The sequence below is a fragment of the Caballeronia sp. SBC1 genome (assembly GCF_011493005.1).
Lineage (GTDB): Bacteria > Pseudomonadota > Gammaproteobacteria > Burkholderiales > Burkholderiaceae > Caballeronia.
Map to the genome: position 1 here is coordinate 1,558,624 of NZ_CP049158.1, position 19,212 is coordinate 1,577,835.

20 protein-coding genes are annotated in these 19,212 nt (G+C 60.4%); 7 read left to right on the plus strand and 13 right to left on the minus strand.

All coding sequences use genetic code 11. The features are described from left to right. Window positions 1–263 precede the first annotated feature (263 nt). The 3 genes from SBC1_RS33795 (at window position 264) to SBC1_RS33805 (ending at window position 1,827) form a co-directional block, all read left to right on the plus strand. Complete coding sequence (locus SBC1_RS33795; protein WP_165104646.1) at window positions 264–680, plus strand: hypothetical protein; 417 nt, start codon at window positions 264–266, stop codon at window positions 678–680. Window positions 681–795: 115 nt separating this feature from the next. Further along, window positions 796–1,395 (plus strand): short chain dehydrogenase, encoded by a 600-nt coding sequence (locus SBC1_RS33800; protein ID WP_165104647.1) that lies wholly within the window; start codon window positions 796–798, stop codon window positions 1,393–1,395. Beyond that, the gene (locus SBC1_RS33805) at window positions 1,396–1,827 is read left to right on the plus strand and encodes a GNAT family N-acetyltransferase (RefSeq protein ID WP_165104648.1); all 432 of its coding nucleotides are present in this window, start codon (window positions 1,396–1,398) and stop codon (window positions 1,825–1,827) included. Between the two features lie 15 nt (window positions 1,828–1,842). Here the strand turns inward: SBC1_RS33805 and SBC1_RS33810 are convergent, their stop codons facing one another. The 8 genes from SBC1_RS33810 to SBC1_RS33845 all read right to left on the minus strand — a co-directional run bounded on the left by SBC1_RS33810 (window position 1,843) and on the right by SBC1_RS33845 (window position 8,872). Beyond that, window positions 1,843–2,772, minus strand: coding sequence for an SMP-30/gluconolactonase/LRE family protein (locus tag SBC1_RS33810; RefSeq protein WP_165104649.1), 930 nt, complete (start codon window positions 2,770–2,772; stop codon window positions 1,843–1,845). Window positions 2,773–2,806: 34 nt separating this feature from the next. After that, a complete protein-coding gene (locus SBC1_RS33815; protein ID WP_165104650.1) occupies window positions 2,807–4,384 on the minus strand; it encodes an aldehyde dehydrogenase (NADP(+)) in 1,578 nt (525 codons plus the stop codon). Between the two features lie 251 nt (window positions 4,385–4,635). Beyond that, window positions 4,636–5,478, minus strand: a complete 843-nt coding sequence (gene otnI, locus SBC1_RS33820; RefSeq protein WP_165104651.1) for a 2-oxo-tetronate isomerase — start codon at window positions 5,476–5,478, stop codon at window positions 4,636–4,638. Between the two features lie 207 nt (window positions 5,479–5,685). Then, complete coding sequence (locus tag SBC1_RS33825; protein ID WP_165104952.1) at window positions 5,686–6,024, minus strand: thioredoxin family protein; 339 nt, start codon at window positions 6,022–6,024, stop codon at window positions 5,686–5,688. Window positions 6,025–6,190: 166 nt separating this feature from the next. After that, complete coding sequence (locus SBC1_RS33830; RefSeq protein ID WP_165104652.1) at window positions 6,191–6,721, minus strand: chromate transporter; 531 nt, start codon at window positions 6,719–6,721, stop codon at window positions 6,191–6,193. Then, window positions 6,718–7,326, minus strand: coding sequence for a chromate transporter (locus SBC1_RS33835; RefSeq protein WP_165104653.1), 609 nt, complete (start codon window positions 7,324–7,326; stop codon window positions 6,718–6,720). The genes SBC1_RS33830 and SBC1_RS33835 overlap by 4 nt, the downstream gene beginning before the upstream one ends. A gap of 166 nt (window positions 7,327–7,492) precedes the next feature. Next, entirely contained in the window at window positions 7,493–8,449 is a 957-nt protein-coding gene (gene panE / locus SBC1_RS33840) for a 2-dehydropantoate 2-reductase (RefSeq protein WP_165104654.1), read from the minus strand. Between the two features lie 63 nt (window positions 8,450–8,512). Further along, window positions 8,513–8,872: a hypothetical protein gene (locus SBC1_RS33845; RefSeq protein ID WP_165104655.1), complete on the minus strand. Its 360-nt coding sequence runs from the start codon at window positions 8,870–8,872 to the stop codon at window positions 8,513–8,515. A 375-nt stretch (window positions 8,873–9,247) separates the two neighbouring features. On the opposite strand from SBC1_RS33845, the gene gndA reads away from it, so the two are divergent. The 3 genes from gndA to SBC1_RS33860 all read left to right on the plus strand — a co-directional run bounded on the left by gndA (window position 9,248) and on the right by SBC1_RS33860 (window position 12,558). Then, window positions 9,248–10,654, plus strand: a complete 1,407-nt coding sequence (gene gndA / locus SBC1_RS33850) for an NADP-dependent phosphogluconate dehydrogenase (protein WP_165104656.1) — start codon at window positions 9,248–9,250, stop codon at window positions 10,652–10,654. Between the two features lie 202 nt (window positions 10,655–10,856). Then, complete coding sequence (locus SBC1_RS33855) at window positions 10,857–11,426, plus strand: DUF4365 domain-containing protein (protein WP_165104657.1); 570 nt, start codon at window positions 10,857–10,859, stop codon at window positions 11,424–11,426. After that, window positions 11,416–12,558, plus strand: coding sequence for a hypothetical protein (locus SBC1_RS33860; protein WP_165104658.1), 1,143 nt, complete (start codon window positions 11,416–11,418; stop codon window positions 12,556–12,558). The genes SBC1_RS33855 and SBC1_RS33860 overlap by 11 nt, the downstream gene beginning before the upstream one ends. A 92-nt stretch (window positions 12,559–12,650) precedes the next feature. Here the strand turns inward: SBC1_RS33860 and SBC1_RS33865 are convergent, their stop codons facing one another. The 5 genes from SBC1_RS33865 to SBC1_RS33885 all read right to left on the minus strand — a co-directional run bounded on the left by SBC1_RS33865 (window position 12,651) and on the right by SBC1_RS33885 (window position 18,294). Beyond that, window positions 12,651–13,706, minus strand: coding sequence for a sugar phosphate isomerase/epimerase (locus tag SBC1_RS33865; RefSeq protein ID WP_165104659.1), 1,056 nt, complete (start codon window positions 13,704–13,706; stop codon window positions 12,651–12,653). 44 nt (window positions 13,707–13,750) lie between these two features. Further along, complete coding sequence (locus SBC1_RS33870) at window positions 13,751–14,725, minus strand: substrate-binding domain-containing protein (RefSeq protein WP_165104660.1); 975 nt, start codon at window positions 14,723–14,725, stop codon at window positions 13,751–13,753. A 62-nt stretch (window positions 14,726–14,787) separates the two neighbouring features. After that, the gene (locus tag SBC1_RS33875) at window positions 14,788–15,804 is read right to left on the minus strand and encodes an ABC transporter permease (RefSeq protein WP_165104661.1); all 1,017 of its coding nucleotides are present in this window, start codon (window positions 15,802–15,804) and stop codon (window positions 14,788–14,790) included. Beyond that, complete coding sequence (locus SBC1_RS33880; RefSeq protein WP_165104662.1) at window positions 15,785–17,272, minus strand: sugar ABC transporter ATP-binding protein; 1,488 nt, start codon at window positions 17,270–17,272, stop codon at window positions 15,785–15,787. Before SBC1_RS33880 ends, SBC1_RS33875 begins: the two co-directional genes overlap by 20 nt. A gap of 2 nt (window positions 17,273–17,274) precedes the next feature. After that, a complete protein-coding gene (locus SBC1_RS33885; protein ID WP_165104663.1) occupies window positions 17,275–18,294 on the minus strand; it encodes a LacI family DNA-binding transcriptional regulator in 1,020 nt (339 codons plus the stop codon). A gap of 200 nt (window positions 18,295–18,494) precedes the next feature. Between SBC1_RS33885 and SBC1_RS33890 the strand changes: the two genes are divergently transcribed. Further along, entirely contained in the window at window positions 18,495–19,199 is a 705-nt protein-coding gene (locus tag SBC1_RS33890; RefSeq protein WP_165104664.1) for a methyltransferase, read from the plus strand. The last annotated feature ends 13 nt before the right edge of the window (window positions 19,200–19,212 follow it).

Genomic DNA, 19,212 nt, shown 5'->3' on the forward strand with positions numbered 1-19,212 from the left:
GGACTGTGTAAAGCGTGCATTGCGTGCAGCATCGTTGCAATGTTGTGGCGTCGTGCCGCTGCTTTCTACCTTTGAGTCCCGATAAAACCGCCGGAAGAGAAACGGCCTTTCGTCAGGTAAATGGCGGCTGCACGGGCGCTAAGTAATTGAAAGCAAGCGATGTTCCCAGCTTTCCTGTTACCTGGCACGACCCATGCATAAGACTCCCACGACTCAGACGAATGCAGCACGATGCATCGAAAAACCAAGCGGCGGGGGGCAGCATGAACACAACCAATACGTATTCGATCGAAGCGTTACAGCACACACAAGGCATACGCGCATCGTGGCGTGAGCATGCGCTCTCCGCTGCACTGGTGTGCCTAGGGCTAGGCTACGCCCTCTCATGGGCCGAGATGGGGCTCACGCTGATGACCGGTCCTGGCGAGCCCATTGCCGCGCTGATTGCATCGCGTGCGTTGATTGCCGGCTTGTATATATGCGTGGCGTTCCGCCTGCAATGGGCACGCTGGATTACCGTTGTGCTCGGCTTCGCGTCGGTCGTACTGGTGGGCCCCATGCTTGGCGCCGAATGGCGCGCCCTCCCCGTCGCCGCGCTCGTGACCGGCGCAGTGCTGGTATTCAAGCTGGCGGCATCGATCTTCCTGCTCTCGCCGGACGCGTCGCACGGATCCCGTTGAAGTCAAGGTTTCGGATGAAGGGTGAAGTCCACCTGAGAGAAATGGGCCGGGGCGCTTGTTCAAGCGGCCTGTAAAACGCACAATAAGAGCCCGCTTCTTCTTCGATGAGCCTCTCATGAAAATTGCCGTCATTGGTGCAACCGGCACAGTCGGCCGCGCCGTCTTCTCCGAATTCCAGCCGCGTCACGAAGTCATCGAGATCGGTGCCACGCGAGGTGCGCACCGCGTCGACCTGACGAAGATCGACAGCATCCATGCGCTGTTCAAGTCGATCGGCCAGGTCGATGCCATTGTTGCCACAGCCGGGCACGTTCACTTCGGCGAACTCTCGCAGATGACCCCCGAGCAATTCCGCATTGGCCTCGACGACAAACTCATGGGCCAGGTCAATCTCGTCCTGGTCGCGCAACAATATTTGAACGATGGCGGCTCGTTCACGCTGACCAGCGGAATCGTGGGCGACGAGCCCATCAAATACGGCGCAAGCGCGGCAGCGGTCAATGGCGCCATTGAAGGTTTCGTGCGAGGCGCTTCGATCGAACTGCCTCGCGGTCTGCGCATCAACGTCGTGAACGCGACCATGCTGGAAGAAGCGCGTGAAGCGTTCGGGCCGTATTTCCGCGGCTTCGAGGCAGCGTCCGGTGCGCGCGTTGCGCTGGCGTACAGCCGTAGCGTGGAAGGCCTTGAAACCGGCCGTATCTACAAGGTGCGTTGAATGGTTGCCGAGTGGTCGAGGGACGAGTATTGCGTCACCACGGACATCAGGACGTTCGACTTCGACATCGTGCATCGGTACTTGAGCGAGGTTGCGTACTGGTCACCCGGCATCTCGCGCGAGAAGGTCGAGCGGGCTGCCGCGCATTCGCTGGCATTCGGCCTGTTCCATCGCGACGAGCAGATTGGTTATGCCCGCGCGATCACGGACACCGTGAGCTTCGCGTATCTCGCCGATGTGTTTGTGCTACCCGGCCGTCAACGCGACGGCCTGGGCACATGGCTGGTGGAATGCCTGTTGGCGCATCCGGATTTGCAGGGCCTGCGCAAGATGATGCTGACAACCACGAGCGCTCACGCGTTGTATGCCCGGTTCGGTTTTGTCGTGCCTGCGCAGCCGGAAAAGCTGATGGAAAAACTCGCGCCGGAGTGACGTCGAAGTGAAGCCTCAACCGCCAATCACGCCCTGCGTGTTCACATAAAGTGAATACAGGCCGTGACTCGCCGCCATGAACAAGCGGTTGCGATAACGGCCGCCAAAACACACGTTGGCACAGCGTTCGGGCAACGCAATATGCCCAATCGCCTCACCTTGCGGCGTGAAGATCCTGACGCCGTCCAGGTCGTCGTTGCCCATGCCCCAGCCGCACCACAGGTTGCCGTGCACATCCACGCGAAAACCGTCGGGCGTGCCCTGCCCGGCATCAATCACCTCGCGCTGATTCGTCAGCTTAAGGCCGTCGCTTGCGACATCGAAGGCGAGGATCTTACGCGGCGACGCTCGCGAATCGACGATATAAATCACCGACTCGTCCGGCGAAAATGCGAGTCCGTTCGGGCCGATCAGCGTGTCGGTCATCATGGCGATCTCACCACTCTTGCCATCCACGCGATACACCGCCGGCTTCAACTCCGGGTTCTTACGCTCGCCCTCATAAAAGCCGTCAATACCAAAGGTCGGGTCGCTGAACCAGATGGAGCCATCGGATTTTACAATCACGTCGTTCGGTGAATTGAGCGGCTTGCCGTTGTATTGGTCGGCGAGCACGGTGATCGAACCGTCGTACTCTGTGCGTGTTACGCGGCGCGTGAGATGCTCACACGTGACCAGCCGTCCTTCACGGTCGCGGGTATTGCCGTTGGCGTTATTCGATGGTTTGCGGAACGTGCGGACCTCGCCCGTTTCTTCGTCCCAGCGCAGCATGCGGTTGTTCGGAATGTCGCTCCATACCAGCGTGCGACTGTCGCCGAACCAGACCGGGCCCTCCGACCAGCGAGCCCCCTGATACAAACATTCGACCGACGCCATGCCGACGCGTAGCGCGTTGAAGCGCGGATCGAGTACTCGGACGGCGGGATCGGGATAACGGCGCTCCATCTGCTTTCATCTCCTTGTTGTTTGATTCGTTTGATTAGTTGGGTCCGAGTTCGCCATCGCGCAGGCGCCACAGACTTAGCGGATTGTCATCCTGAAGTGCAAGCGGCAGCAAAGCCGAGGGCAGGTCCTGGTAACACACCGGCCGCAGGAAGCGTTCAATCGCCATCGCGCCAACCGAGGTCGCGCGGCTGTCGGATGTAGCCGGATACGGCCCGCCATGCACCATGCCATACGATACTTCAACGCCGGTCGGAAAGCCGTTCGCCAGAATCCGACCGACCTTGCGTTCGAGGATGGGCAGGAGGCGCCGCGCGAGCGGCAAGTCGTCGCTTTCCATTTGCAGCGTGGCCGTTAGCTGGCCTTCAATACGCCGTGCCAAGTCCAGCATTTCGTCCTCGCTGCTGCAGGTCACAATCAGCGATGTGGGTCCGAATATCTCATCTTCGAGTTGCGGCGTGGCGAGGAATTTTGCGGCGCTCACGGTATAAAGCACGGGCAGTGCCGGACACGACACATCGGATTCGGCGCCGGTCGCCACGCGCTCCGCGCCCGATTCATCACGCCGCGCAATGCCTTCCTGATACGCGGCCGCAATGCCCGTCGTCAGCATTGTCTGAGCGCCCTTCTTTTCGAAAGCACTCACGGCGTAATCGATAAACGCCTGCAAATGCGGCCCTTCCAGCGCCAGCACCAGACCCGGATTCGTGCAGAACTGACCGACCCCGAGCGTGACTGAATCGACGAAACCATTGGCGAGCGATTCAGCCCGCGCGGCGAGTGCACCCGGCAGCACAAAGAACGGATTGATGCTGCTCATCTCGGCAAAGACAGGAATCGGCTCGCGCCTCTTCGATGCGATCTCGATCAACGCCAGGCCACCTCGTCGCGAGCCCGTGAAGCCGACCGACTTGATAGCCGGATGTGCCACCAGCGCTTCGCCTATCGCGTTGCCCGCGCCCACTACGAGCGAGAACACACCTTCGGGCAATCCTGAATCAGCCACCGCTTTCTGGATCGAGCGCCCGACCAGCTCCGAGGTGCCCAGATGCGCTGGATGCGACTTCACGACCACGGGGCAACCCGCGGCGAGCGCGGCGGCGGTATCGCCGCCGGCTACTGAAAACGCCAGCGGAAAGTTACTGGCGCCGAACACGGCAACCGGGCCAACGGGAATCTTCTGCAAACGCAAGTCGGGCCGCGGCAACGGCTTGCGTTCGGGTTGCGCCGAATCGATCGTGGCAGACAGCCAGCGGCCTTCGCGCACGAGCGACGCGAAAAGTTTCAATTGCCCGATCGTGCGGGCGCGCTCTCCCTCGAGTCGCGCTTTCGGCAACGCGGATTCGGCCTGTGCGCGTTCGATCAATGCATCGCCAAGCTCGGCGATATTGTCCGCAATCGCTTCCAGGAATTGCGCACGGATTTCAAAAGGCGCGAGCCGATAGGTATCGAATGCCTGCTCGGCAAGGTCGGCCGCGCGGGCGACTTCCTTCGCTCCGCCGCCTCCAAAAGCCGGCTGCAAGTCAACGCCGCGCGCTGGATCGAAGGCATGCAGCGTGACGTCTTTTCCGCGCACCGCCGTAGCACCGATCAGCATTTCTCCGGTGATCTGCATGTGAACTCTCCTGAAAGCAGCGCCTATCGCGGACCGCAGATCGCGATGCACGCCGTGGGTGACAAAAAAACCAGGTGATACAAGACGCAAGCGAACTCGCTTTTTGCCGTGGACTCTCACGCCGCAAGGAAAGTTTCAGCGTCGTGCGAGTGAGTCCTGCGGAGTGAGTCTTGCGCTTGCTTCGCCGCTGTCAAAGCAAACCGCTGGCCGGACATCGCGCATCGGACCGGCATCGGACCTTTCCGCCATGATCATGATGCGCGGCCCGCATGACGATACGGCGTGAGCCAGCCCAAGCCGTCGGAGGTGCCCGCGCGCGGCCTGTATTCACAGCCGATCCACCCGCCGTAGCCGAGTGAATCGATGAGATCGAACAGATACGGATAATTGACTTCGCCTGTATCCGGCTCATTGCGGTACGGCACGCCGGCAATCTGAATATGGCCGATGCCCGCGTTGCGCCGTTTCATGTCGCGGCGAAGCTTGACTGCCAGATCACCTTCGACGATCTGGCAGTGATAACAGTCGAACTGAACTTGCAGGTTTGGCACGCCAATCTCTTCGCAGATCGCTTGCGCTTCATCCTGCCGGTTCAGGAAATAGCCGGGCATGTCACGCGTATTGATCGGCTCGATCACGATGGTGACGCGCGCCGTTTGCGCCATGCTCGCGGCCAACGCCAGATTCTTGATGTAGACATCGCGATGTTGTTCACGCACGTGCGGCGTTTCGTGCTTCGCTTCACGCTTCGTTTCGTGCTTCGTTTCAATCAACCCCGCCATGACATGGAGCCGGTCGTTGCCGAGCGCCGCAGCATAGTCGAGAGCAATCTCAATGCTGCGCCTGAACTCATCCTCGCGTCCCGGCAGCGAAGCGAGACCGCGTTCGCCGCCGGTCCAGTCGCCCGGCGGCGCGTTGAACAGCACCTGTTTCAGGCCATTGTCCACGAGCTGGGCCTTGATCTCCGCTGGCGGAAATTCATAGGGAAACAGGAATTCCACCGCCTTGAAACCATCACGCGCCGCCGCGCCGAAACGGTCAAGGAATGTGTGTTCGTTGTACATCATGGTGAGGTTGGCGGCGAAGCGCGGCATGATGAACCTCCTGCTGGTCGGGGTAACGCCGAGGCGGATGGCGTTGCGTGCAGGCATTGCCGACCCGGCACGCAAGACACGGTGCGCAACTCCCGCGCCCGCTTGTCCGCGCTGCCTGTGACTACCCTTCACTACCCTTCCTTCACTACCCTTCCAAGCGATGATATTCCCGGACCCCGCGCCCCGAATGATCGGTAAAAACCCTCGTCACGGCGAAGTTGGATGGTCGATCAGCGCGAAAGCATCGCGGATTTCGGATGTGCTTTGCGGGCGCACGACCCGCGCGACCTCGAGCCCGTTGTCGAGGAAGATCAGCGTTGGCCAGAGTTTGATCCTGAACGAGCGGCCGAGCGGACGGCCGCTGCCGTCCTCGATCTTCAAATGCCGGACGTTGGCGTGGTCCTGGAAGGCCTCTGCGATCAGGGGCTGGGCAGCGCGGCAATGGCCGCACCAGGAGGTGCCGAATTCGATCACCGCCGGCCCATCGAGCACGTCGATCTCAGCGCGCGATGGCGCAGTAAGTGCGAATTCAGTGGTCATCGCCATCAGTTTTTTCTCCTCAAAACAAAACGCGTGACAAGCAAACATGGCCGGACGATCGATGTTCATGACATCGCCGAACTCGTCGATACCGCCTGAACAGCACGGCCCTTTCCGCAAAGCCGATGCCTGACACTAGCCCGGCCTTTCGCCTTCAAGGCCGACGCCGAGGCTAGAACTGCCCGAAGCCGGTCAGCCCGATCAGGCTACCCGCAGCCAGCAACCACAGCGGATGCAGCTTCGTCTTGAACGACAGAAACGCAATGAGCGCCGTGATGGCCGTGAGTATCAAGCGGGTGTCCGACGCTTCGGCAATCAACGACGCGCTCGCTGCGACCAGGCCGGCTGTCATCGGGATGAGACCGAGTTGAACGTACCGCCGCCATGGATGGTTCTTGAAGCGTTCCCAGGCGTGCATCGCGGCGACTGTCACGATTGACGACGGACCGAACTTTGCAATCGATGTCACCAGCACGCCCGGCCAGCCGGCCACATGCCAGCCGATCAGCGTCACGATCATCATGTTCGGTCCGGGCGCCGCCTGCGCGAGCGCGAACAGCGCGGAAAAATCCGCCTTCGACATCCACTGATGTATGTCCACTACCTGCCGCTGCATCTCGGGCAGGATGGTATTGCCGCCGCCAAAGGCGAGCAGTGAAAGCTGGCTGAAAATGGCCGCAAGCGAAACGAGATCGTGATTCATTGGCTCTCCTTGCGCTTTGCTTCCCGCTTCACTTCGCCGCTCATCTCGCGATTCACCCTCGACGCGACGAAAATCGAAACCGGTGTGAGCACCAGCATCACTGGCAATAACGGCAAGCGCAGCAACGCGATCGCGACGAACGCTACGGCTGCGACCGCCGCCATGGAGAGTTTGCGCCGCAGCGGCCACGCTACCTTGATGGCCATCGATACCAGCAAGCCTGCAGCAGCCGCAGCGAGTCCCGCGAACAAATGGCGGATGTGCGGATCTTGATGCGTGCGTTGATACAGCACGCCGAGTCCGATCACGATCAGCGAAGGCCCGACGATCAACCCGAGCAGGCCCGCCAGCGCCCCGGCCACGCCGCGAAATTTCATGCCGACCGCAACTGAGAGGTTGATCACATTGCCACCCGGCAAAAACTGGCAAAGGCCCAGCAGATCGACGAATTCGTCGGGCGTAAGCCACTTGCGCCGCTCGACAATTTCGCGCCGTGCAAGCGGTAGTGCACCGCCGAACGCGGTCAGCCCGAGCGTCAGGAAGCCGATAAAAATTTCCGCGACAGTCGGCGGGGCGAACGGCTCTTGCAAGGCATGATCGTGCATGGTTCGGCGAGCGTTACTTTTTAGGAAGCGCAAAGCGTAACGCTTTACGGCCGTTGCTTCAAAGTATGGAATGGCTGTTTAAAGCACGATGCGGATTTTTCGGGCAGCGGGGTACAACGCCACTGCAACCGCCGGCACCCAACCCGCTCTCATCGCCCGATTCGGATTACGAAACCTTGACGTCACCAAGTTCGCGACGGGATTCGTAAGCTTTCAAATGCGTATAGGCCGTCGAGAAAAGCGGCGTGCTGATTGCGCCCTCGGTCCCTTTAGCTCCTTTGGCACGCGCGATCAGATCTCCCACCACGTGGTCCGCCTCGATCCGCGCGCCGTTCTCAAGATCGCGCAGCATGGACGCTGTGATGGTGGAACCGGCCTCCGTGAACATCGCCCGCGCACGCGCGACCACTGCTTCTCCGGGCGCAAAGCCATTCGCGGTTGCGATGGCGCGGGCTTCATCGAAGAGATCGAGCAGAAATTTCTGGCCGCCCGGCGCCGCGATGATGTCGCCGACCGGTGCGCGCATCAGGCATGTGCCGGCCGCGAGCGTCGCGAGGAACACCCACTTTTCCCACATCGACTGAATGATCTCGGGGCTGGCTGCCGCGTCGAATTGCGCGCCTGACAACTGTGCCGAGATGGCTTCAATTCGCGCCGATAAACCGCCCGTACGCTCGCCGTATTCCATGGAATGCAGCTTGTTCAGGTGAACGATGGTGCCGTCGGCGTCGAGCGTCACGGCCACGATGCACTGGCCGCCGAGCACGCGGTCCGCGCCGAATTGCGCTTCGAGCACATCCAGGTGATGCATGCCGTTGAGCATGGGCAAGATGGCGGTGTTCGGCCCGACCGAGGTTTTTATCGATTCGATGGCGCCGTCGAGATCGTAAGCCTTGCAGCTGAGCAGGATCAGGTCGAACGGCTCGCGAACGTCTTTCGCCAGCACGATGGGCGGATTGGGTATCGACAGATCGCCATTCGGGCTGCGCACATTGAGACCCGTCTGCGCGAGTTGCGCGGCACGCCGCTCGCGCACGAGGAATGTCACTTCGCGGCCGGCGGCGAGCAGCCGCCCGCCGAAATAGCCGCCAATCGCGCCCGCACCCACCACCAGAATCCGCATGTCCTGCTCCTTCATTTAGTCTGATAAGAACGCCGGTCGCGAGTGCGCCGGCGCCGCCCGGTTCTATGCTTGCCAGACGCCGTACCCGGCTTCCCGCAAGCCGATTGCCAATTCCACTTCCATCTCCCGCGCGCCTTCATACGGCATCGGGTTATACAGTTCGTAGAGCTGCGGCAACAGTCGCAGCCCGAATTCCCGCGCATACCGGTTCGACTGGATGCCGGCCTTGTGTTTGTCGAAACGAACATCGGGGTCGATGCCCGTCATGCCTACGTAGACGAAGGGCTTGCCGAGCACGTAATCCGGATTCGCGCGCCGGAAACGCGCTTCGTTCCAGACCGTGTCCGCCAGTTCGATCACGTAGACGTGGTAATGGTGAGACCTGGGGTGCGTCTTTTGCTGCGTCTTTTTCCGAAGCGCCATGCGGTTACCCTGTTTCGCCTGGTTCAAGCGAGTCGCGCCGCGCCTGAAACCGGTCGCGGATGCTCATTCTAGACCGGTGTCAGGCATGTTGCCCGGACGCTCCCCGCTTGCTGTCCGACCGTGCTGGCGCGTGCGATGTCTGCCAGCCGCGTGTCAAAGTGGTAATCTCGCTCCGTCTGCGCGTTCCGCGCGGCGTTTGCGCGTTTCCACCGGCCAGGCTGACAGAAACGCGTAGTGTCCGTGCCGCTCTTGCGACTGTTTCCTGACGCGAGAGCCTGTCCGGAATGCCGTCGCGGACACCGCCCCAATTGACAAATCGCATCCGTCGCGCGTGTCGCCACGAGCCACCCGCGCTTCGGTCATTCGGAGAGAAACATGAGCAAGCAAGCAATCGGCGTTGTAGGCCTCGCCGTCATGGGACGCAATCTGGCGTTGAACATCGAGAGCCGCGGACACGCGGTGTCCGTGTACAACCGCAGCCGCGAAAAAACCGACGACCTGATGGCCGAGCATCCCGACAAGAAACTCGTGCCTTCGTACACGCTGGAAGAATTCGTCGAGTCGCTTGAAAAACCGCGCCGCATCCTGCTGATGGTCAAGGCCGGCCAGGGCACCGACGCCACTATCGACTCGCTGCGTCCTCTGCTCGACAAGGGCGACATCCTGATCGACGGCGGCAACACCCATTTCACCGATACCATCCGCCGTAACACCGACCTCGCCAAGTCGGGGCTGCATTTCATTGGCACGGGTGTGTCCGGTGGTGAGGAAGGTGCGTTGAAAGGCCCGTCGATCATGCCGGGCGGCCAGAAGGAAGCGTATGACCTGGTAGCTCCGATCCTCACCGAGATCGCCGCCAAGGCGCCGGACGGCGAACCGTGCGTAGCGTACATGGGCCCGGACGGCGCGGGACATTACGTGAAGATGGTGCACAACGGGATCGAATACGGCGACATGCAGTTGATCGCTGAAAGCTACGATGTGCTCAAGCGCGTCGCGGGCTTGTCAAATGAAGAACTGGGCCGAGTGTATGTCGAGTGGAACAAGGGTGAACTGGATAGTTACCTGATCGAGATCACGTCGAAGATCTTCTCGAAGAAGGATGACGAGACGGGCAAGGATCTGGTCGACGTCATTCTCGACCGCGCGGCGCAAAAGGGCACGGGCAAGTGGACCAGCCAGAACGCGCTCGACCTTGGCGCTCCGCTACCGCTGATCACGGAAGCTGTCTTTGCACGCGTGCTGTCTTCGCTGAAGGATCAGCGCGTTGAAGCGAGTAAACAGTTGACGGGACCGTCGCCGAAGTTTGATGGCGATCGTGATGCGTTTGTCGAAGCCGTGCGGCGCGCGCTGTTCCTGAGCAAGATTGTTTCGTATGCGCAGGGGTTTGCGCAGTTGCGCGCGGCATCGGAAGAGTACAAGTGGGACTTGCAGTATGGTCAGATCGCGAAGATCTTCCGGGCGGGTTGCATCATTCGTGCTGGCTTCTTGCAGAAGATCACGGACGCCTATAAGACCAACCCGGACTTGCACAACTTGCTGCTCGATCCGTATTTCACCGACATCGCGACGAAGTATCAGGGTGCGCTGCGTGACGTGGTCGTGGCCGCCGTGAAGGCGGGTGTGCCGGTGCCGGCGTTCTCGTCAGCGGTCGCTTATTACGATAGTTACCGGTCGGAGACATTGCCGGCGAATCTGGTGCAGGCGCAGCGCGATTTCTTCGGCGCGCATACGTTCGAACGGGTGGATAAGAAGGGTAGTTTCCACGCGGACTGGTCGTAAGCTGCTGACGAGTTGCTTATAAACGACTGCTCTTTCCAGTAGTTCAGCGCCGACGCATTCGCGTCGGCGTTTTCTTTTGTCCTGCGCAAATCGTCAGCTTTTGAATCGTCAAATTTTGTCGCGGCGAATTTTTCCACAAGTCGAATAATGGTGTTTGCGCCTAAGCTTCCCTATCGATGGATAACGGAACCGCGGGAAGATCATGGCAACAGCAGTTACGTCAGTTAATCGGGAATCGGAGTTGAGCTACGCTTACCTCCACGCAATTGCATCCCACGCGGGCGTCAACTGCAAGACGAGCAACAGGCACGATGACAATGCCGGGATCGACGCCATGCTCACCGGTTGGGAGCCATTTCCGAACGGCGGAAGCCTGACCGAAGTCGACATCAAGGTCCAGCTGAAGGCAAGCATCAAGCCGCCATTCGACGACGGCGACTCGCTTTCCTATTTCCTGTCCGGCACGCAGCAATATGACGACTTGCGCCGTGAAACGCACGCGTCGCCGCGGATACTTGCGGTGTTGTTCCTGCCGCCGAAAGCGGAAGACTGGCTGACACACTCTCACGAGCAACTCGTGCTGCGAAAATGCGCGTATTGGGTCAGTCTGCGCGGCGCTCCACCAACAGACAACCATGCAGGTGTCACGGTAAAAATTCCGAAGCATCAGGTGTTCGACGGTACCGGTCTCATGCAACTCATGGCGAGCATCTCGCGTCGCGAAATTCCTGCTTATAAAGCTCCCGCACATCGAGTTTCTCATGGCGCTTAAAGATCTATCACCTTCCGGCCTGCGCGATTTCGTGAAATCGCTGGGATGGGAGTCGCTGCCCGATGGCATCGTGGACCGTCTCTACGTCCTGCATCACGCCGACATGCCGCGCCGCCAGATCGTCATTCCCATGGATCAGGATGCGCCGGACTACGCCGAGGCATGTGAGCTCGCGTTGTCCAAACTCGCGGACCTGCAAGGTATGACGCTGGCGGATCTGATTCAGCTCGCTGCCATCTCGCGTGACGACTCCATCTATTACCGCGTGACAAGCAGCGGCGCGGTCGACGACGGCCTGCCATTGTCGTTCGCCGCTTCGTTGCTGTTGGGCGCGGAGCAGATCCTGCTCGCGTCGGCCTGTACCGTACTGCGTCCCCAGACTCATCATCCGCGTCTGCACAGGGCAGAAGCTACGCAACTTGCAGGTCATGCGCGGTTCGGACATACCGAGCGAGGCAGCTTCGTGGTCCGCGTGTCGTGTCCTGTCGACGCTATGGAAACGCCTTCCTTACCCGACCTCACGCATACGAAGGAGTCGTTCGTTCGCAGGACCATGCTTACTGCCAGAAATGGCGTGCGCCAACTCGTCAAGGCTATCGAAGAAGACACGCTGAGCCGCTTCGTAGATTCGCAAAGGGCTGCGGCGTCACCTATCGTTTCGTCGAATCTTTGCGAGGCGCTGACCCGTCTTCACAATGACGACGTGCGCAACAACATCGATATGTCGTTTCGTTGGGCAACAACCGTAGCGCTACCGCAAGACGCCACGGCCGGTGAGACCATCACGATTCGAAGCGATTACTTCGGGCGTATTGACGACGTGCGCCAGGAATTGCGTGCGGTCGAACGTGACCGCGACGACGTATTCATCGGAACAGTCGAGCATCTGAACGGTGAATTCAGTATTGAAGGAAATCGGGCCGGCGAGGTAGTCGTGGCGCTGCTCCTGCGTGAGGGCGAGATCATCAAGGCGCGCGTTCTACTCGATCAGGAACAGTATGCGAGGGCAGTCACTGCCCACCTTGACGACCGGGCCTTGGTTCGAATCGCGGGACGCCTGCGTCCTGGTCGCCAACCGCGGACGATGACCGACGTGACGAGCTTTGTCCTGATCGGCCCGGGTCTGGGCTAGTGCAAGTCAGGTTCGGCTGGGGGGTGGATTGGTGGCTGGTGTTCAGTGCTTTAAGGCCCGGGTCTTAAGGGCCAAGTCTTAAGGCGCGAATCCTAAGGCGCGAGCCCCAGCACCTCCCGTATTTGCTCACCGTTCGCGCCGCTTCCGGCAAAGTCATCGAATGCCCGATCCGCTACGCGAATAATATGCGTGCGGATATATTCCGCCCCCTCGCGCGCGCCATCCTCCGGATGCTTCAACGCGCACTCCCACTCAAGCACGGCCCAGCCAGGAAAATCGTACTGCGCCATCTTCGAAAAGATCGCCCAGAAGTCGATCTGCCCATCGCCCAGCGACCGGAATCGCCCTGCCCGATCCACCCACCCCGAATAACCGCCGTACACGCCCTGCCGACCGTCAGGACGAAACTCTGCGTCCTTCACATGGAATGCCTTGATACGTTCGTGATAAATATCGATGAACTGAAGGTAGTCCAGTTGCTGCAGCAAGAAGTGACTTGGATCGAACAGGATGTTCGCGCGCGGATGATCGTCCACAGCGGCAAGAAAACGGTCGAACGTCACGCCATCGTGCAAATCCTCCCCCGGATGCAACTCATAGCAAACATCCACGCCGGCCTGATCGAAGGCGTCCAGTAACGGCCGCCAGCGCCGCGCTAATTCTTCGAACGCAGCCTCCACCAGACCCTGCGGGCGCTGCGGCCACGGATACAAATAAGGCCACGCCAACGCCCCCGAAAACGTCACGTGCGCGCTCAAGCCCAGACGCTTGGACGCCGCCGCCGCGAACCCAACCTGCTCGATCGCCCAAGCCGTACGAGCCTTCGGATCGCCACGAACATGCGCTGCGGCAAAGCCGTCGAAGAGCGTGTCATAGGCCGGATGAACCGCGACAAGCTGCCCCTGCAAATGCGTAGATAACTCCGTGATGCTCACGCCCGCGTCTTCCACTACGCGAAGCAGGTCGTCGCAATATGCATCGCTCTTTGCAGCCTGCTCGAGATCAATCAGCCGCGGATCGCACGGCACCTGGATACCTTCGTAACCCAGGCCCTTCGCCCAGCCCGCAAGGTGCGCGAGGTTGTCAAAGGGCAATGTGTCGCCTAGAAACTGGGCCAGGAAAATGGCGGGGCCTTTGATGGTTTTCATGAGCGTCGATCCACTAACGTAGCTGTCCTCAAGCCGCCAGGAACTCAGAACGGCGAGTTCGGATAATAGAACTGCTTGGCGTTGTCCTTCGTGATCAGCACCGAAGGAATGATGGTCGTGGGCGGCAGCTTGTCACCCTTCAAACGCGCTTCGGCAGTGAGCTTGATCGCGTCGTAGATGAACTTGGGCGAGTACGACACATCCGCCTGCACCAGCTTGTCGCCGTCCATGATCCGCTTGACCGCTTCCTTCGATCCCGCGCCGCCGAACACTTGCTTGATATCTGTACGCTTCGCTTGATCGATAGCCTTCAGCACGCCGATCATCATGTCGTCGTCAGCTGCCCAGACCGCGTCGATATGCTTGAAACGCGTGAGGTAATCCTGCATGACCTTGAAGGCGTCATCGCGATTCCAGTTCGCGTATTTGGCATCCAGGACCTTCATGTCGGGATGCTGCTTGATCACCGATTCAAACGCAGCCCAGCGTTCGTTGTCCAGCGTAGTCGGAATGCCGCGCAACGCGACAATATCGCCTTTGCCATCCATTGTCTTCGCCAGATATTCAGCCGGCAGCTTGCCGAACGCGGTGTTGTCACCGGCTACGTAGGCATCCTGCGCGCTGGTATCGGTCAGCCCGCGATCCACCACGGTCACGTACACGCCCTTCTTCTTGACCTGCGCCACCGGCTGCGTCAGCGACGCCGATTCGAACGGGAAAATCACCAGTGCATTGATCTTGTTCACCGTCACCAGGTCCTGCAACTGGTTCGCCTGTTCCGGCGCGCCGCCCGCTGTCTTGATGATGATCTTCAGGTCGGGATGCGCCTGTTCCAGTTCCTTTTTAGCCTCGTTGGCCCACCAGACAATACCGCCGGTGAAGCCGTGCGTCGCAGTGGGGATGGCAACGCCGAGCGTGACTTTATCGGCGGCCATGGCCGAGACGGCGCTCGCCGCCAGCGTTAGTGTGAGGAGTGAGGTACCCAATGAGGCGCCGAGTACGCGAAGGATGTTTTTCATGCTGTGTCTCCATTGTTTTGACAGGCGCCTGAGAGGATTTCAGGGCACGGTTCGAACACACTTCAACGACGTCCACGCTGTAAAAACGCTACGAAAATAATCACGGCGCCCTGCACTGCCGCGTTGAGATACACGCTAATGATGCTGGTGAGATTCAGGATGTTCGCAATCACTGACAACAGGATCGCGCCGATTACCGTCCCGATCACACGCCCTTCGCCACCCCTCAGTGCGGTCCCGCCAACGACCACCGCTGCAATTGCCTCAAGCTCCCAGAGCAGGCCCGTAGTAGGCGTTGCAGAGCCGAGGCGCGGCACATACAGCACCGTCGCCACGCCCACACACAACCCGAGCAGCACGTACGTGACAATCTTCACGGTATCCACGCGAATGGCCGCATAACGGGCGACCTGCTCGTTCGACCCTATAGCCTGCACATGCCGCCCGAACACGGTTCGGTTCAGCACGATCACACCGCCCGCCGCGACGATCAGGAACACCCAGATCGGCACGGGAATGCCGAAGAGGCTGGCGTAATACACGGGTCCATAGAGATCGGACAAATTGTTGTCGAGCGTGAGCGCCCCGCCGTCCGCGAGCCACGTCAGCACCGCCCGGAAGATCCCGAGCGTCCCCAGTGTCACGATGAACGGTTCTATGCGTCCCTTGGTGACGAGCAAACCATGCGCCAAACCAAAAAGACCCCCTAAAACAAGGGCTAAAACGATACCGACAGCAATGATGGCGAGCGGTGGGAGGGGCCGTCCGCCAACGCCGTGCGCAAGCGCGTTCATGACCCAGATCATGCTGCCGGCGATCAATGCGGCCATCGATCCGACCGACAGATCAATGCCACCCGAAATGATCACGAAAGTCATTCCCACGGCGATGATGCCGATGAACGAGGTTCGCGTGAGGACGTTCATCGCGTTGTCGAAGGTGGCGAAATCCGGGTTCAGCAGCGTGCCGCCAATGCATAGCGCGACCAGTCCGAGCAGTGGCCCGACGCCGTGCAGCCGTCGCGCGAAGCCGCCCAGGCGGCTCGATCCTTCAACGCCTTCAGTGTGTGCCGGTCGCATGCGCGATCAACCTCTCTTCAGTCAGATGTCCGTCCCGAAGCGTGGCGACCAGTTGGCCGCCGCGCATCACCGCCACGCGATGACATAAACCAATCAACTCGATCAGTTCGGATGAGATGACGATCACCGCACGGCCTTCGGCAGCGAGTGCGTGGATCAGGAAATAGATATCGCGTTTCGCGCCGACATCGACACCGCGAGTGGGTTCGTCGAGGACAACTACGCGTGGATCGGGGTGCAGGAACTTCGCGAGCGCGAGCTTTTGCTGATTACCACCCGACAACATGCGGGCGCGGCTCGCGAGATTGCCTGTGCGAATGCCGAAGTCGCTAACCGCTTTTTTAAGCGCATCACGTTCCGCTTGCGCGTCGAGCAGCGGATGTGCGTAGCGCTCCAGCGTCATCATGGTGAGGTTATCTTTCAAGGCCATGTCGACATGAAGACCGCGCCCCTTTCGGTCTTCGCTCAGATAGGTGATGCCGTGTTTCATCGCAGTGCGGGGATTGCGCGGATTGATGTTTTCGCCGTCGAGCGTAATGCGTCCCGCCGTGCGCGCCCGCAGGCCAATGAGTCCTTCGAAGAGTTCCGTGCGTCCCGCGCCCACGAGTCCCGCGAAGCCGAACACTTCGCCTGCTCGCACCGAGAAGCTCACGTTCTCCGCCCAGCCCGGCACATACGCGTTATCGACCTTGAAAGCCACGCGGGCGTCGGCGGCGATGACGGGCTTATCGGGGAACATGTCGGACACTTCGCGCCCGACCATCAGGTTCGCCATCTGCTGGCGCGTGATCTCAGCGGTCAACCCGCGCGTGACGAAGCGGCCATCACGCATCACGATGACTTCGTCGGTAACGCGTTCCACTTCGTCGAGTTTGTGCGAGATATAAACGATGGTCACGCCATCATCTTTCAAGCGCGCCATCAGCGCGAACAGGCGTTGCGTTTCGGCGGGCGTGAGCGTGGCGGTCGGCTCGTCCATGATCAGCAGGCGGGCATCGCGCAGCATGGCCTTGGCGATTTCCACGAGCTGTTTTTCCGCGACGATCAGGTCGCGCACGCGTGTATCCGGGTGCTTGTGCAGGCCGACATCGGCGAGACGCACGCGTGCATCTTCGCGCATGGCGGGTTCATCGAGGAAGAGGCCGCGCCGTTTCTCATGACCGAGAAACATGTTCTGCACAATGCTCAAATGATCCGCGAGGTTCAGTTCCTGATGGATCAGTACGATGCCCGTGGCTTCGGCATCGCGGGAACTATCGAAGGCCTGGACCACCCCATCAATGGAAACCGTGCCCGCAGTCGGGCGTTCATAGCCGGCGAGAATCTTCATCAGCGTCGACTTGCCCGCGCCGTTCTCGCCAATCAGGCCGTAGATGCGACCGGGGGCAAGATCGAAGCTCACGCCATGCAGCACGCGAACAGGTCCGAACTGTTTTTCGATGTTGTCGAAGCTGACGGCCAGGCTCATGGTCACGCGCTCCTTCGTATCATCAGCTTGTGCGGCAGCAGCACGCCGGGCACATGTGCGTTCGGTTCGCGCAGGCGTTTGAGCAGCAGGCGCGCGGCGGTTTCTCCAAGTTCGCGCATGGGTTGAGCGACCGTCGTGAGCGGTGGATCGATTTGCGCGGCGACGGCGATATCGTCGAAACCGATCACCGCCATGTCGTCCGGGACGCGCAAGCCAACGCCCCGCAAGCCGTTGATCACGCCTATGGCGAGTGTGTCGGAGACGGCAAATACAGCTGTTGGCCGGTTGCGTCGAAGGCATGTCAGCTTGCGCGCGGCACTTTCGCCGACTGCATAATCGAGGGTATCGAGATCGATTTGCCAGGCCGGATCGGCGTCGATGCCTGCAGTGCTTAATGCATCGCGGTAGCCCTCTGCGCGCTGACGGCTATATAAGTAGCCATGGCCCGAGTTGATCAGCGCGATTTTCCGGTGACCTTGACTAAGCAAGTGGCGGACTGCGTCGCCGGCGGCTTGATAGTTGTCGATACCTACGTACGGTACGCCTGCGGCAGGATCGAATTCGCAACACGCTACCCAGGGCAGCGTGGCGGCTTCTTCGGCTAGCGCCTGCTGAATGGCGGCGGGATCGAGGCAGATGGCGCCATCGGCGCGGCGGCCGCGCAGCAAGTCGAAGTAACTGCGTTCGCGGCCGGGGTCCGCGCCGGTATCGCAAAGCAGCATGAAATAACCGTTTTGACGAGCCACGCTGTCGATGCCGCGAACGATGGCGGCGTAGAACGGGTTGCCGAAATCGGGGACCATGGTGAGCAGCATGCGGCTTTCCGCAGTGCGTAAATTACGGGCGAGCTCGTTGATCCGGTACCCGCTGGCGGCCACCGCCGCGAGCACTTTGTCGCGGGTGGTTTCACGTACGTTGGTGTGGCCGTTGAGAACCCGGGATACGGTCGCGACCGATACGCCCGCCGTCTGGGCAACGTCCGAGATCGAGATTTCGTCGGCGGTGCGGAACGTTTCCGTCATTTGTTTCCACTCACGCCCCGCGGATGTAATGGATTACATTATTGGAGTGGGACGGGGCGGGACGCGATAGGGACAAACACGAAGGAAGGTCGTTCAGACCACCTTACGGAGAGGAATCCGGCATAACCCGGAGTCAAATTCCCAAACTAGCGCATACTGACGGCCCATCCTCCCGCGCGGCTCCGCTCCGCGCCTCCCTGATGCCCGGTTACCTGACCAAGCAAGAAAACATCGCCGTTGCTGGCGTTGAAGACCTGATCATTCGCTCGCTGCTGGACCTTCAGCAATTCTCCGACCCCACCGGCGACGCCGAAAGAATCGGCATCTCGTCCGCCATGTGGCCGCTATTCGGCATGCTGTGGCCGTCCGGCGCGCACCTCGCCGCACGCCTCGCCTTACGGCCAGTCCTGGTCGGTGAACGAATTCTCGAAATCGGTTGTGGACTGGCGTTGGCAAGTCTCGTCGGACACAGGCGCGGCGCCGACGTAACCGCCAGCGATTGTCATCCGCTGACCGGAGACTTCCTGAAAGAAAACCTGCGCCTGAATCACTTGCCGCCCATGAAATACCGGCACGGCAACTGGTCCATCCCCGAGTTGGAAGACACCCTTAAAGACGATGCAGGGCGGCGCATTGTCGATGGTCGCTTCGACTTGATCATGGGCAGCGACCTGCTTTATGAACGCGATGCCAACGCTACGTTAGCCGCGTTTATCGGGCTGCATGCATCGCCGGCGGCCGAGGTCTGGATCGTGGACCCAGACCGGGGCAATCGCGCCGCGTTCAACCGGCAAATGGGCGAACGCGGCTTCCAGATGCGCGAGGAACGGCTGGACCGCATCGCCTTCGACGATACTGCCGCCTATAAAGGCCGCCTGCTGATCTACCGCTTTAACGACGCTTAGAACCACGCGCGGT